Consider the following 14,364-nt stretch of genomic DNA (forward strand, 5'->3'; position numbering starts at 1 on the left):
GTTATTATAAATATATATAAATATAATGAAAACATGAATTTTTCAGTTTATAAGGAGTCGAAACATATTGTTAAAAAAAACTGATTTGAGTGTTTGGCAAGGCCGCATAGATCATGAAACGGAACCGACTTACTTTCGTTATCATCAAATTGTTAAAACGGAATCCATAACTAAACAAGGAATAGTTGGATTGATAGGTTTTTCTTGCGATGAAGGTGTTCGACGTAACAATGGGCGTACTGGTGCAAAAGAAGCTCCTCTTGCTTTACGCAAGCAGTTATCATCGTTGCCATGGCGTAATCATATTCATATAAATTCCTTATTCGATTTGGGAGATATCGTTTGTGAGGGCCATGAACTAGAGCAGGCGCAGCGGGAACTAGGAGATAAAGTTTCTGACATTTTAACTAAGGGAAAGGCAATTGTACTTGGAGGCGGGCATGAAACATTATACGGGCAATATTTAGGGGTGCGTAAAGCAGTAGGCCCAGACGCTTCCATAGGTTTGCTTAATATTGATGCGCACTTTGATATGCGTTCTTATGACAATCAAACCTCTTCTGGCACTATGTTTAAGCAAATTTTAGACGAGGATCCAAATGCACATTATTTTGTGTGTGGCATCCAACAATATGGAAACACGACGGCATTATTTGATACAGCGGCTAATTATAATGTTCAGTATTTTTTAGATGAACAATTGGATTCACCTCAGTTTACTAAGGATTTAAATAAGTTCATGGATGCGTATGATGTATTACTCGTTACTCTTTGTATGGATGTCTTAAGTGCTGCAGAAGCTCCAGGCGTCAGTGCACCATCTCCATTTGGTTTATCCACTTTAAAGGTTCGTGACATTTTACGTCAGATGATTTCGCATAAAAACACTGTAAGTTTCAGTATCTGTGAAGTTAATCCGACACTCGATATAAACAATCAAACAGCAAAATTGGGGGCTTACTTTATTAATGAAGTAATTATGAATAGCTTCGAATAACCAAAGGGGAATGTATATGGCTATAAATCAAATTACAACACTATGTCTAGCAGTAACATTATTTCTAATAGGTTCATTTTTAGTTAAAAGAGTTGGGTTTTTAAATCGTTTTTGTATTCCAGCTCCTGTTGTGGGAGGTTTACTATTCGCTATTTTAGCGACGATTTTGAAGGGTTTCGACATTATCGAAATTACATTAGATACTTCACTACAATCTATTTTCATGATTACATTTTTTACAACCATTGGACTCGGCGCGAGTTTTAAACTTGTTAAGTTAGGTGGAAAATTGCTAGTAATCTATTGGTTGGCTTGTGGATTCTTAGCCTTAATGCAAAATGTGATTGGCGTTTCTTTAGCGAAAGTAATGGATCTTCATCCATTAATCGGTGTTATGGCTGGAGCTGTATCCATGGAAGGGGGACATGGTGCCGCTGCTGCTTTTGGGGAAACAATTGAAGGCTTAGGCGTTCCTTCTGCCGTATCAATTGGAATGGCAGCAGCTACATGTGGACTAGTAGCTGGTGGACTTGTTGGTGGTCCTGTTATCGGGTACTTAATCCGCAAATTTAACTTAAAGCCATCTTCAGAAGAAACGGAAGCATATGTTGAGAAATCAGAACATCCGATTACAGAAAAATCATTCATGATGCAAGTTTTCTTAATCACTTTTTGTATGGCGGCAGGTACATATGCAGGGGAATTGTTCTCTACTTTAACAGGGTTTGTATTACCTGGTTATGTAGGTGCTATGTTCATAGCAGTAATCGTTCGTAATATCGTTGATCGTTTCAAGCCTGAATTAATCAACATGAAAGAAATCAATTTAATTGGTGATATTTCCCTCGGTATTTTCCTTTCTATGGCATTAATGAGCATAAAGCTATGGGAAATCGCAGATTTAGCCTTACCGTTATTTATCATCGTTTTAGTACAAGTAATCTTCATCGTATTATTCGCAGTGTTCGTTCTTTTTCGATTGCTCGGAAAAAATTACGATGCAGCAATTATGGTATCGGGTTTCCTTGGACATGGCCTAGGAGCAACGCCTAACGCAATGGCCAATATGTCTGCAGTTGTTTCTAAATTTGGTCCATCACGCAAAGCATTCCTAATCGTGCCGATTGTAGGAGCATTCTTAATCGATGTTTTCGGAATGCCAATTATTATTACAACAATTAATCTATTTAAATAAAATAATGGAACCAATAGAATCCTAAAAGCGCAAACGCTTGAACTTCAAGTGTTTGCGCTTTTTTATTTAATATCGAATATATAGGTCACTTCTTAATAATTGGTCCCCATAAATGAAGAATAGAATCCATAATAGAGTTTTCGTATCACGAAAGTGCTGGAATTCGTACAGTTATAGTAGTGCCTTCACCTAAAACGCTATCAATGGTAATTCCATATTTGTTTCCAAAATAATAGCGAATTTGTTCATGTACATTTTTGAGCCCGATATGCTTTTCCGTTAATGTGTTAGAGGATTCGTCTAAATAAGCTCGTAATTGTCGAAGTTGCTTGTTGTCTATCCCGACTCCATCATCTCGAATCATGATGAGAAGATCCTTGTCCAAGAAAGTAGTAGATACTTCTAATATACCGGCTCCAAGCTTGGGCTCTAGGCCATGGACAATTGCATTTTCAACTAGAGGCTGAAGAGAAAAATGTACTATTTGTATTGAACCACTTTGTGGTGCTAAGTTTTCTAAATACTGTATTTTATCTCCGAACCTCATTTGCTGTACTTGTATGTACAAGCGGATATGAGTCAATTCTTCTTCCACTGTGATAGTCTCTTTACCACTTTGTATAGTGATTCGAAATAACTGTCCTAGTAATCCAATCATTTCAGCTATCTCTCTTTGTTTGTTTATAACTGCTTTCATTTGAATGGATTCTAAGGCATTTGCTAAAAAATGTGGATTTACCTGACTTTTTAGTGCTCGGTAATGCGCAAGTTGCTGTTGTGCTTTTAAGTAAGAGGCTCGCTCAATATACGCCTGTAAATCAGTGACCATTTTGCTAATCCCTTGATATAGGCCTCCAAACTCATCCTGACGGTCGCTAGTTAGGTTTACATCGAATTTTCCGCTCCCTATTTTTTTCACTTGCTTACTTAAAAAGATAATCGGTTTTGTAACACGGGAATATAAGATCACCATGAATAACATAGCCATTGCTAGTGAAAATAGTGCCAACCACAAAATAACCTGACGAAGTAGGTTCGCGTGCTTCGTCATTTCCTGTTCATCAATATATTGAATAACTGTCCACTGTGAGTATGGAGAAGTAACGTAGTTAAAAAAAGAATTAACTCCACCTATCTCCGCATAGAAGCTACCGGTATCCTCCTTAGAGTCAGAAATGCCTAACAAAGTGTGTGTCTTAAATGTCTTATCAGAATTGATCTGATTTAGATCAGAGGCATAGACAACCTTGCCGATATCATCGAGAATGATAAAATTTCGATTGCTATTCTCGGATAAGTTTAAGATATTCCGTAATGAATCTAAACGGATATCTATAAGTAGAACACCTAAAGGATTTCTAGTACCGCTTTTGTTTATGACTCTGGCGATGGATATAACTGACTCATTCGAATTTGGTCGATGAAATGGCTCATGTGTACCAAACAAAACTACCTTACCTTTTTGTTCCATAGTTTGTTGATACCATTCCTCACTCGAAAGGCTACTAACATCGTAAACAGCTCTTTTAAAGCTAGAATAAAAAACGCGATTATCTAAAAAGATCTGCACACTATCAACATTCTCAATAGTCATTTCAATACTACTTATGAAGCTTTCAATTGCATTCTCGTATTCTATACTTTGAACATAGTCCTTTTCCGAGTCAGTTTTCCCCCAATTTTCTAGTGCATTTTGAAGCCTACTATCCATATGAGCCGTAAGAGCACCGATCTCTACACTTCGTAAGTATTGGTCGAAATTAAATGATAAATTATTAAGAATAAGGTTTGAACTATTTTGATATTCATTTTTAGCTGATTGTATAGAAAAAATATAAATAATAACAGACAAAATGAGTAGTGGAATAGTAATTGTTATAATCATCATGACAAAGATTTGATAATTAACATGCTTAAACTGAAAAAGTTGAAAAAGTCGCTTCAATAGGATCATCACATTATATCCTTAACTGTTTTCTATATTCCGTAGGTGTCATTTGCGAGACACTTTTAAATAATTTTACGAAGTGCTTATAGCTTTTATATCCACACATAAGAGAAACCTCGGTAATGGAGTATTTAGATTCTTTCAGACATTCTAAAGCATATCCAATTCTGATTTCGCTTACAAAGGTCATGTAATTCATGTTTAGTTTTGTTTTAAATAACCTGCTTAAATAGGATGGATTATAAAAGAAATGCTCAGCAACCATATTGAGCGTTAATTCTTGATTGATATGTTTTTTTATATAGGATTCAATTTTCTTAAAAAGTTGTAGATCCTCTTGAGTAAGGAACTCCATCTTTTTCAAAAGTTGAGATGTCCCAAGTAAATCTATATTTTTCTCCGTATTTACTTTGGATTCAAGTTGTTTGACACGGATTTTTTCTATACATTCCTTAATAACTGAAAAACTATTTTCATATTGTAACGGTTTGAGTAAGTAATCATGAACACCTCCATATTGAATGGCCCTTTGTGCATACTCAAACTCACTATGGCCAGTTAAAATAATGAACAAGGTTTCAGGGAGTTTGGTTCGAAGACTACCGATCATCTCAAGACCATCCATCACCGGCATTCGAATATCTGTTATGACTAAATGAGGCAATTCAACTAAGGCTATATCTACACCATCTTTGCCATTCTCTGCCTCAACAATTGTTTGTATGCCTAATTCCTTCCAATCGAAATAATGCTTTAATCCAGAACGAATGATAGGTTCATCTTCAACAATCATCAATTTATACATCATATTCCCCCAAAATGATTAATTAGTAGTTATTGTTTTAGAAGATTTTGTAACTAGAGCATTTTTTGTATTTGCTATAGTGTACACGATAAAGAAGATTTTCCCAATACTAATTATATGAACATTCCAATAATTATATATTTTTCAAGTATACATGTCAGAATAGGTGTATGAATGTAAAATACAAAGGATTGTGAAGTTTTATTTTTGACTTTAAGATAAAAACAGGAAATGAAAGCGTTTACCGATATTTCCATAATTGTATTAGGGGGGATACTATGCAAGGTTCAAAAAGAAGGTTCATTTTGTTTATCGTAATTGCATTTGTCGTATCAATGTTTTTGGCAGCGTGTAGTCAGGAGGCTGGGGACGACAATGAAAAGGAGAATGATTCAACAAAAGTTCCGGTATCTAGCGACGGCAAATCAGTAGAAATAACATGGTGGAATTTCCCGAACTTCCAGGCTTTAGATGGAAAAGTAGGAAAGTATGAGGAAGAAATTATAGCTGCTTTTCAGGAAAAGAATCCTGACATTAAAGTGAATTTAGAAATGCTGACTTTTGAAGGCGGACCTGAAAAGTTGAATGTAGCAATTGCTACGAATACAGCACCTGATGTAATTTACGATGCTCCTGGAAGAATTATTGACTGGGGCAAGAAAGATTTGCTTGCACCGTTGAATGACATGATGCCAACTGATGTAATGAACGATATTTCTCCAGCTCTATTAAAGCAATCGATGGTCGGTGACCAAGTATATATGTACCCATTCAATACAGGACCATTCATGATGGCTGTTAATAAAACATTATTCGAAGAAATCGGTGAACTAGATTTGTTACCTTTAGATCGACCAGATCGTACATGGTCGGTTGAGGAATACGAGAAAGCATTAAATGCGGTTAAAGAAAAAGCACCAGGTATTATTCCCTCTGGGTTTTATGCAAAGAGTGTAGCAGGAGACCAGGGAACACGAGGCTATATTACAAACTTAGGTGCAAGCAGATTTTTAAATGAGGATTATAGTAAAGTGGCGATTAACTCTGCCGAAGGCGTGAAAGGACTTGAGTGGGTAGTGCAGGCTTCGAAGGATGGTCTAGTTGCACCTGGTGCTGCTTCACTTGAGGCAGGAGATCATAACGATTTATTCCTACAAGGGAAAATGGCGTTCGCTATTAACTATTCTGCTGTACTAAAATCATTGTTTGCTCCAAATAAAACAGAAGACTTTGAAGATGTTTTACTACCTTATCCAACTCCTGATGGATCAGATCCGAAGCTAGAGCCATTTCTTGGGGGTTTAGCTGTCTTCAATAATGAGGACGACAAAAAAATAGAGGCTTCTAAGAAACTAATTGATTTCATCGTGAACGATCCTGAATGGGGCAAGAAAAACCTTATCCAAACAGGAGGATTATCAGCTCGTAACTCAGTTACTGGTCTGTATGAAGGTTCTGAGTATGATTATTCAGAACTAGCACGTAAGTTTATAACAGATCCTCCAACAACTGCAGATGGTTATGCAGAGATTCGTACTTTCTGGTTCCCAGCGTTGCAGGAAGCAATTCTTGAAACGAAAACACCAAAAGAAGCGTTAGATGATTTTGCGGAAAAAGCAAATGCAACGATTGAAAAAGCAAAGTCTGCAAACTAAAACGGAAAAACAAAAAAGGAGCAACATCTTTGATGTGTTGCTCCTTTCTATAAAAGAATTAGGATTGGGGTGGTAGAAAATTGTTAGCAACTATTCGTAAGCCAAACAAAAACAAATTGCTAGATTGGTTGATGAGTTATTTGTTCTTGTTACCAGCGTTAACATTTTTCCTCATTTTTGTTGTATATCCAATGTTAAGAGGGATATACATGAGTTTTTTTGATTATAGCATTACGAATTTTGAATTCATTGGTTTGGAAAATTATGTAACGCTATATCATGATGAAACCTTCCATAAGTCAGTTATAAATACGATTGTATTAGTTGCTGTTGCAGTTCCTATAGTAATTGGTTTTTCTATTTTTGTTGCGATGTCGATTTACAAGAAAAGTGAATTTATCCGATCATTTTGTAGAGGTATATTTTATCTACCAGCAGTTACCTCTGTCGTCAGTGTTACAGTAGTTTGGGGTTGGATCTATCATCCAAACTTTGGATTACTTAACTATGTGACAAACTTTTTCGGTATGGATCCAAAATCCTGGCTGGGTGATCCAAAAACTGCATTAATGGCCATAACCGTAATATTAATCACGACATCTGTTGGTCAGCCAATCATTTTATATGTTGCTTCCTTAGGTAATATTCCTACAAGTTATATAGAGGCGGCACAAATTGATAGAGCTACACCAGGGCAAATTTTCCGGAAAATTATTTGGCCATTATTAATGCCTACAAGCTTATATGTAATTGTCATTACGACTATAAATTCATTTCAGTGCTTTGCTCTTATACAATTACTCACCTCTGGTGGACCGATTTATAGTACTTCGACAGTGATGTATGGTGTTTACCAACAGGCATTCCTTCTAGGTAATTTTGGTATAGCTTCTGCCATGGGTGTCATTCTAGCCATCATCATTGGAATAATTTCAATTATTCAATTTAAATACTTAGGAAATGATGTGGAGTATTAAAAGGAGGGAACGTTTTGAGAATAACATCTCCATTAAAGATTAAGAAGAAAAATAATGTACTTGGAAATTTAAAATGGTTACGTAAATTAAGCGTTTTTAAAATAATCTCAACTATTATATTAGTCCTCTCTGGACTGTTCTTTATTTTCCCACTCTATTGGATTGTTACTGGTGCATTCAAATCTCAAGTTGTAGCAATCACGATTCCACCAGAATGGTTTCCACTTAATCCTATACTTGATAATTGGATAACATTATTTAGCAATCCAGTTTGGCGTTGGACGTTTAATAGTTTCTTTATCGCAAGTGCTGAGATGATTGCCGTATGTTTTGTAAGTGCAACTGCAGGCTTCGTACTTGCTAAAAAAGTATTCCCTGGTCGCAAGCTGATTTTTATCGCACTGATCGCTGCTATGGCGCTACCTAAACAGGTGATTTTAGTTCCATTGTTTACGATGCTAACCGATTTGGGCTGGGTTGATACATATAAAGGACTTATCATTCCAGCAATCGGCTGGCCATTTGGTGTTTTTTTGATGAAGCAATTCTCGCAAACAATACCAAATGAACTTTTAGAAGCAGCAAAAATAGATGGCTGTGGTGAAATTCGTTCCTTTTTTTATATCGTACTACCGATGCTAAAACCAGCTATAGGTGCACTGGCGATTTTTACTTTCATGCTAAGTTGGAATGATTATTTTAGTCAACTCGTAATTACACGTTCGACTGATATGATGACTTTGCCCTTAGGCATTGCCACGATGCAAGGAGAATATAAAACAGATTATGGAGTCATGATGGCAGGTGCTGCATTAGCTTCAGTACCTATGATTATCATTTTCATGTTATTCCAAAAGTCGTTTACACAAGGAATTACGATGGGTTCTATCAAATAAGGAGTGAAAGAATATGCAACTAAATATGTTTAAAGGAATTATACCTGCTTTTTATGCCTGTTATGATGAGGCAGGAGAAGTATCACTAGAAAGAATAAAAAATTTAAGTACCCATCTCTATGAAAAAGGTATCCGAGGCCTCTATGTAGGAGGAAGCTCCGGAGAGTGTATATATCAAACGCTTGATGAAAGAAAAGCAACACTAAAATGTGTTGCTGAAAACCTGCAGGGAAAAATTACACTAATCGCACATGTCGGAGCACCTTCAACAAAGGAAAGCATTGAACTAGCGAGGTATGCAAAAGAAGTAGGTTATGATGCGTTATCTGCTATTCCTCCAATCTATTTCAAGCTCCCTGAAAGTGCAATTGAAAAGTACTGGACGGAAATTATGGATTCAACAGATTTGCCTTTTATCATTTACAATATTCCTCAAACAACTGGCTATAATCTTTCTGTTCCGTTACTGAAAAGATTATTAACAAATGACAAACTAATCGGCGTGAAAAATTCTTCTATGCCAGTTATGGATATCGAGCGATTTAAAGCAGCATCCCATGAAGACTTTATCGTTTTTAATGGTCCAGATGAACAATATGTGTCTGGTAGATTAATAGGTGCAGAGGGTGGGATTGGTGGGACATATGGAGTGATGCCAGAGTTATTCCTAAAAGCAGAGGAATTTATTTCAGCAGGTAACTTCTCAGATGCCAGAAAAATTCAACATGATATTAATGACATTATTATCGCACTATGTTCATTGAATGGTTCAATGTATTCCGTTATAAAAGGTGTTTTAAAACTAAGCGGAATAAATATCGGCAGTGTAAGAGGTCCTTTAGAGGCAGTAACTGGAGAAGATATTAAAAAAATTGACGACATTAAAAAGAAAATTGAAGAAGCAATTGTGAAATATCAAACGATTTAGTGTGGGGATGTTAATAAATGAAAACTAAACAGGAAATTTTACATTCTATCCATCATGAACTCATCGTCTCTTGTCAGGCTCTTCCTGATGAGCCGCTGCATAGTCCATACATTATGGCAAGAATAGCTTATGCAGCGATGATGGGTGGCGCTAAAGGGATTAGAGCAAATAGTATTGAAGATATTAAAGAAATAAAAAAAACCGTAAATTTGCCAATCATAGGAATTATAAAAAATGTCTATAGTAAATCAGATGTTTTCATCACACCAACTCAAAAAGAAATAGACCTACTCTATCGAGAAGGCGTCGATATTATAGCGATTGATGCTACTAATAGATTGAGACCAGACGGTAAAGTAATAAGCGAGGTTTTTCCAGCTATTCGAAAACAGTATAGTGATCAACTATTCATGGCTGATTGCTCTACTTATGAAGAAGGAAAACAAGCTTATGAATTAGGATTTGATTGCTTAGGCACAACACTTAGTGGTTACACAGAATATACTCAAGGTACAGTACTGCCCGATAAATTGCTAATAGAAAAACTAGTGAGAGATTTTCCTATGCCAGTTATTGCAGAAGGTGGGATTTGGACACCAGAGGAACTAAAATGTGTGTTTGAACTAGGAGCATACTCAGCGGTTGTTGGAACTGCAATAACAAGACCGATGAATATTACTAAAAGATTTGTAGAAGCGATGAAATCCAATGGGTAAGGATGAAGCTTTATGAAAATATTAGCTATAGATATTGGAGGAACATCAATTAAGCTTTGCTTTTCTGATGAAAGAGGGAGCATATCAAATTTTAGAGAATACGAATCAGAAGCAAACATGGGAGCAGACCATTTAATTACAAGAATAATGCAGTTAATAACGAGCAATTATGAGGATTTTCAAGCCATTGGAATTAGTACTGCGGGGCAAGTTAATAGCAAAGATGGCTCAATCATTTATGCAAATGAAAATATACCTAAATTTACTGGGTTGAAGTTAAAGGATATTTTTGAAGCTAAGTTCGATGTCCCTGTGTTTGTTGAAAATGATGTTAATGCTGCTGCATTAGGAGAAAAATATTATGGTGTAGGTAAAAAATTTGAAGAGTTTTTATGTTTAACCTATGGAACAGGTATAGGCGGTGCAATTGTTTTAAAATCAGGAGTATACAAGGGTTTTAATGGCTGTGCAGCCGAGTTTGGTCATATAATTTTACAACCGGGTGGCAAGAAGTGTACTTGTGGACGTCTTGGATGCTACGAAATGTATGCCTCCACTAGAGCATTAGTGGAAAAAGCAAAAGAGATTGAAAAAAAGTATGTGAATGGTCGAGTAATTTTTGAAGAGCTTGAACAAGGAAATATAGAATTAGAGAAAATATTAAATGAGTGGATAATTGATATAGCTTATGGCTTAGTTTCATTAACACATATCTTTAATCCACCCGCCATTATTTTAGGTGGCGGAATAATGGAGCAGGACAAATTAGTATCATTGGTAAATAGTAAAGTTAAAGAACTAATAATAGGAAGCTACTCCGAGGTAGAAATAGTAAAGGCGTCGCTTGGTAACAAAGCTGGACTACTGGGTGCAGTGTCTTTGCATATGTATTGATTGCAAATAAAGTTACAGGATTGCAGAGTGAATAACAAATGGTTTTGTATACAAATAGAAGAGTAGAAATATACAATAGTTACTGAGTAAACGAATAGTCAGCCCTACAATCGTCCTTACCTTTACTTATAAGGGGACGGTTTTTTTTATAAATAATTCTTATGACTACTGAATTGATAAAACAATAAAAATTATTGAGGGAGTTTCTAAAAAACTATTTACTAAGCTATCTCTAGTATGTAAATTAAAAGGGTATCTTTTAATAATTCATGGAGGTTAATAATGCCAACAATTGCGCTACCAGGTTTTCTACTTATTATTAGCATCCTTGCTTTTATAGCAATTATTGCGCTTTTGATTGTTTTCATTACAACAAGCAGATCTCAAAAAGACAAAAGGAAATAATAACCACTTTGGGATAAAAAATTTTAAGTGTTGTCTGAGACAAATCGATGAAGGAAGTTACGTTATTTTATGGAACAAGTGAACAATGAATAAAGAACAAACAAAGCCCCCTATAAAGGAAGGCTTTACTTATTAATGATTAAACTTAAGACGTCTTTGCCTTTGGAGTTCTTTTCCGGGCAGGAGTCTTTTTCTTTTTCGTTTTGTCTAAGGACGCTTGTAGTGCTTCCATTAAATCAGTAACATTTGATGCAACAGCGGGCTGTTTACTGTCAGCCTCTACAGTTGGGTTACTAACTTTTTTCTCTTCAATTAATTCCATAAGTGCCGTTCGATAATCATCCGTATACTTGTCAGGATTAAATTCAGTAGTTAGCTGATCAACTAATAATAGAGCAGTTTCTAATTCCTTTTTTACTACAGTTTGTTCAAGAGGAATATTCGGGACATCCGAAGCATTTCTCACCTCATCCGGATAATGGATGGTTTCCATCACTAGCATTTCCTTATAAACTCGAACCACTGCTAACTGCTCTTTAGCCCTAATAATAATTTTAGCCACTCCGATTTTTCCAGAGTCCTCTAGTGCTTTTCTTAATAGTGAGTATGCCTTCGAACCACCGCTGTCTGGAGCCATAAAGTAACTTCTTTCAAAAAATATAGGATCAATCTCTTCAAGTTTGACAAAATCAATTATTTCAACGGCTTTATCCTCATTTTCTTTACGCAGTTTTTCAAGTTCCTCTTCATCCAGTATTACAAATTTATTTTTAGAGTATTCATAAGCCTTCACAATGTCATCACTTTTCACTTCTTCACTGCAGCCCTCGCAAACTTTCTTATAGGAAATGGGCTTCATGCATTCCTTATGAAGCTGGCGAAGTTTAATGTCTTTATTTTCAGTTGCAGCATGAAGCTTAATAGGAATATTAACTAGACCAAAGCTAATGCTTCCTTTCCAAACTGTATGCATATATTTCCACCTGCTTTTCCTTTTCCCTTACTATGTAATCTTTTGACTCGTTTTATGTATTAGGAAGATAAAATAATCAAAAGCTAACAAAAAAGGAAAGAAGGGGAATCATATTAAACCGATGCTTTTAACTGCATGTGAAAATATTCCTTTGGATAAGGATTGGCTTTATGAAACTAAATATGATGGATTTCGCTGTATTTTAGAATGGGAGGTTGAGCCTATTTTAAAAAGTAGAAATGAAAACATCCTCAATAAAATGTTTCCGGAAATTATACAATTTTGTTATACCATTGAAGAGCAAGTAAAACCCTATTTACCTCTAGTCCTGGATGGAGAAATCGTACATTTGATTAATAGTTACAAAAGCCATTTTACAATCGTACAAACAAGGGGAAGAATGAGAAAAAAAGAGGCAATTGAAAGCCATCTATTACATTTCCCTTGTCATCTTGCTATTTTTGATCTTTTAATATATAAAGGCAAGGACATTACTAACAAAACACTTGCTGACCGTAAGGATAAGCTCTCTCTTTTATTCAAAAATCTTAAACTGCCATTAAACATAAATAGCGAGGATAATAATCGTATACAAATGATTGAGTTACATAAGGATAGTAAGCCACTATGGGAGAAAATTGTAGCTCACAATGGAGAAGGAATGGTTGCCAAGAAAGAAAAAAGCAGATGGACAAGTGACAAGCGTTCCACTGATTGGATAAAGATAAAAAACTGGAAGATTACAACCATCATCTTAACAGTTTTTGATAAGAGTAATAATTATTTTTTTGGTGCGATTTATGACGAAGGACAATTAGTAGATGTGGTCAATTTTAGTCATGGTTTAATGGAAGAAGAGCTAGTTACTCTTCAAAAGTTTTTTTATAGCAATGGTCAAAAAATTGGGAGAAATAAGTGGCAAATTGAACCTTCTATATGTGTGGATATTGCCTCTATAGATTTTGATGGAAAAAGCTTAAGAGAGCCTAGATTCCATCGATTTAATTTTGAATGTGATCCGTTAAACTGTACGAGAAGAAAATTTTATTTACAATTATATTCACTTCCTGAAAATGTGAAGGTTACCCATCCTGATAAGCCATTATGGATTTCAAATGATATAAAAAAAGAAGACTACCTATACTATCTTCAGCGGGTTTCGTCCTATATGCTTCCTTTTTTACGAGACCGTTTACTTACTGTCATTCGTTATCCTCATGGTGCAATTTCAGATGAACTTTTTTATCAAAAGAACTGGGAGGATAACGTTCCCAATTATGTGAAGACTAAGTTCTTTGAAGATAATAGGTATGTCCTTTGTAATAATATCGAAACACTTCTATGGTTAGGGAATCAGATAGCTTTAGAATTCCATATACCATTTCAAACTATTCATTCAGAATTGCCAACAGAAATTGTGTTTGACTTAGACCCACCATCAGTGGATTATTTTTGGATGGCAGTGGATGCAGCTCTTAAAATGAAAGCTATATTTGATAATTTTTCTCTTATTTCATTTATCAAAACATCTGGAGGCAAGGGATTACAAATATATATACCTTTACCTAAAAATTTATTTTCTTATGAAGAAACTAGGATTTTCACAAAGTTTGTCTGCGATTTCTTATGTGAACAAAATCCCGATATTTTTACTACGGAACGAATGAAAAAGAATAGAAATAACAAGTTGTACTTGGATTATGTGCAACATCACGAAGGAAAAACAATAATTGCTCCATATTCTACTAGAGGGAATGAAGGTGGTTTTGTCGCTACACCCTTAAAGTGGGAGGAGGTTAACGAACAACTAAGTCCGACTTTTTTTTCGATACCAATTGCTTTGGAAAGAATTGAAAAGCACGGAAATCTATTTAACAACTTTTGGCATGTAGAAAACGGAGAAGCATTCAAAAAAGTACTAGAACAGTTAAAAAACATATTAAATATTCATAAGAGCTAAGAGAAACCTCCTATT

13 protein-coding genes are annotated in these 14,364 nt (G+C 35.4%); 10 read left to right on the forward strand and 3 right to left on the reverse strand.

Annotated elements, in window-relative coordinates:
* Positions 1–85 precede the first annotated feature (85 nt).
* Positions 86–997, forward strand: coding sequence for a formimidoylglutamase (gene hutG / locus ACQKNZ_RS08990; protein WP_427659260.1), 912 nt, complete (start codon positions 86–88; stop codon positions 995–997).
* 10 nt (positions 998–1,007) lie between these two features.
* Positions 1,008–2,192: a sodium/glutamate symporter gene (gene gltS / locus ACQKNZ_RS08995; RefSeq protein WP_191696801.1), complete on the forward strand. Its 1,185-nt coding sequence runs from the start codon at positions 1,008–1,010 to the stop codon at positions 2,190–2,192.
* 145 nt (positions 2,193–2,337) lie between these two features.
* Here gltS and ACQKNZ_RS09000 read toward each other — a convergent pair whose 3' ends face one another.
* Complete coding sequence (locus tag ACQKNZ_RS09000) at positions 2,338–4,137, reverse strand: cache domain-containing sensor histidine kinase (RefSeq protein WP_427659263.1); 1,800 nt, start codon at positions 4,135–4,137, stop codon at positions 2,338–2,340.
* A gap of 13 nt (positions 4,138–4,150) precedes the next feature.
* Complete coding sequence (locus tag ACQKNZ_RS09005) at positions 4,151–4,945, reverse strand: response regulator transcription factor (protein ID WP_191696803.1); 795 nt, start codon at positions 4,943–4,945, stop codon at positions 4,151–4,153.
* Between the two features lie 278 nt (positions 4,946–5,223).
* Here ACQKNZ_RS09005 and ACQKNZ_RS09010 point away from each other — a divergent pair, with 278 nt between their 5' ends.
* From ACQKNZ_RS09010 to ACQKNZ_RS09040, 7 genes are all read left to right on the forward strand, one after another.
* Positions 5,224–6,600: an ABC transporter substrate-binding protein gene (locus ACQKNZ_RS09010; protein WP_191696804.1), complete on the forward strand. Its 1,377-nt coding sequence runs from the start codon at positions 5,224–5,226 to the stop codon at positions 6,598–6,600.
* 80 nt (positions 6,601–6,680) lie between these two features.
* Complete coding sequence (locus ACQKNZ_RS09015) at positions 6,681–7,577, forward strand: carbohydrate ABC transporter permease (protein WP_427659266.1); 897 nt, start codon at positions 6,681–6,683, stop codon at positions 7,575–7,577.
* A 14-nt stretch (positions 7,578–7,591) separates the two neighbouring features.
* Positions 7,592–8,473, forward strand: coding sequence for a carbohydrate ABC transporter permease (locus tag ACQKNZ_RS09020; RefSeq protein ID WP_225321658.1), 882 nt, complete (start codon positions 7,592–7,594; stop codon positions 8,471–8,473).
* Positions 8,474–8,486: 13 nt separating this feature from the next.
* A complete protein-coding gene (locus tag ACQKNZ_RS09025) occupies positions 8,487–9,401 on the forward strand; it encodes a dihydrodipicolinate synthase family protein (protein WP_191696805.1) in 915 nt (304 codons plus the stop codon).
* Positions 9,402–9,418: 17 nt separating this feature from the next.
* Complete coding sequence (locus ACQKNZ_RS09030) at positions 9,419–10,117, forward strand: N-acetylmannosamine-6-phosphate 2-epimerase (protein WP_427659269.1); 699 nt, start codon at positions 9,419–9,421, stop codon at positions 10,115–10,117.
* Positions 10,118–10,129: 12 nt separating this feature from the next.
* The gene (locus ACQKNZ_RS09035; protein WP_427659271.1) at positions 10,130–11,011 is read left to right on the forward strand and encodes an ROK family protein; all 882 of its coding nucleotides are present in this window, start codon (positions 10,130–10,132) and stop codon (positions 11,009–11,011) included.
* A gap of 282 nt (positions 11,012–11,293) precedes the next feature.
* The gene (locus ACQKNZ_RS09040; protein WP_255475373.1) at positions 11,294–11,416 is read left to right on the forward strand and encodes a hypothetical protein; all 123 of its coding nucleotides are present in this window, start codon (positions 11,294–11,296) and stop codon (positions 11,414–11,416) included.
* Positions 11,417–11,561: 145 nt separating this feature from the next.
* Here the strand turns inward: ACQKNZ_RS09040 and ACQKNZ_RS09045 are convergent, their stop codons facing one another.
* Entirely contained in the window at positions 11,562–12,389 is an 828-nt protein-coding gene (locus ACQKNZ_RS09045) for a Ku protein (RefSeq protein ID WP_154310520.1), read from the reverse strand.
* 121 nt (positions 12,390–12,510) lie between these two features.
* Here ACQKNZ_RS09045 and ACQKNZ_RS09050 point away from each other — a divergent pair, with 121 nt between their 5' ends.
* Positions 12,511–14,349 carry a DNA ligase D gene (locus ACQKNZ_RS09050; protein ID WP_427659274.1) on the forward strand — a complete coding sequence of 613 codons (1,839 nt, stop codon included), beginning with the start codon at positions 12,511–12,513 and terminating at the stop codon, positions 14,347–14,349.
* Positions 14,350–14,364 lie beyond the last annotated feature (15 nt).

It is taken from the genome of Psychrobacillus sp. NPDC093200 (assembly GCF_050280345.1).
Classification (GTDB): Bacteria; Bacillota; Bacilli; order Bacillales_A; family Planococcaceae; genus Psychrobacillus; species Psychrobacillus faecigallinarum.

Excerpts from the sequence above, each read along its gene's own strand:
- ACQKNZ_RS09035 (WP_427659271.1), top strand. The coding sequence starts at position 10,130 with ATGAAAATATTAGCTATAGATATTGGAGGAACATCAATTAAGCTTTGC.
- ACQKNZ_RS09045 (WP_154310520.1), bottom strand. The coding sequence starts at position 12,389 with ATGCATACAGTTTGGAAAGGAAGCATTAGCTTTGGTCTAGTTAATATT.
- ACQKNZ_RS09050 (WP_427659274.1), top strand. The coding sequence starts at position 12,511 with ATGCTTTTAACTGCATGTGAAAATATTCCTTTGGATAAGGATTGGCTT.
- ACQKNZ_RS09040 (WP_255475373.1), top strand. The coding sequence starts at position 11,294 with ATGCCAACAATTGCGCTACCAGGTTTTCTACTTATTATTAGCATCCTT.
- ACQKNZ_RS09010 (WP_191696804.1), top strand. The coding sequence starts at position 5,224 with ATGCAAGGTTCAAAAAGAAGGTTCATTTTGTTTATCGTAATTGCATTT.
- ACQKNZ_RS09025 (WP_191696805.1), top strand. The coding sequence starts at position 8,487 with ATGCAACTAAATATGTTTAAAGGAATTATACCTGCTTTTTATGCCTGT.
- gltS (WP_191696801.1), top strand. The coding sequence starts at position 1,008 with ATGTATATGGCTATAAATCAAATTACAACACTATGTCTAGCAGTAACA.
- ACQKNZ_RS09005 (WP_191696803.1), bottom strand. The coding sequence starts at position 4,945 with ATGTATAAATTGATGATTGTTGAAGATGAACCTATCATTCGTTCTGGA.
- ACQKNZ_RS09030 (WP_427659269.1), top strand. The coding sequence starts at position 9,419 with ATGAAAACTAAACAGGAAATTTTACATTCTATCCATCATGAACTCATC.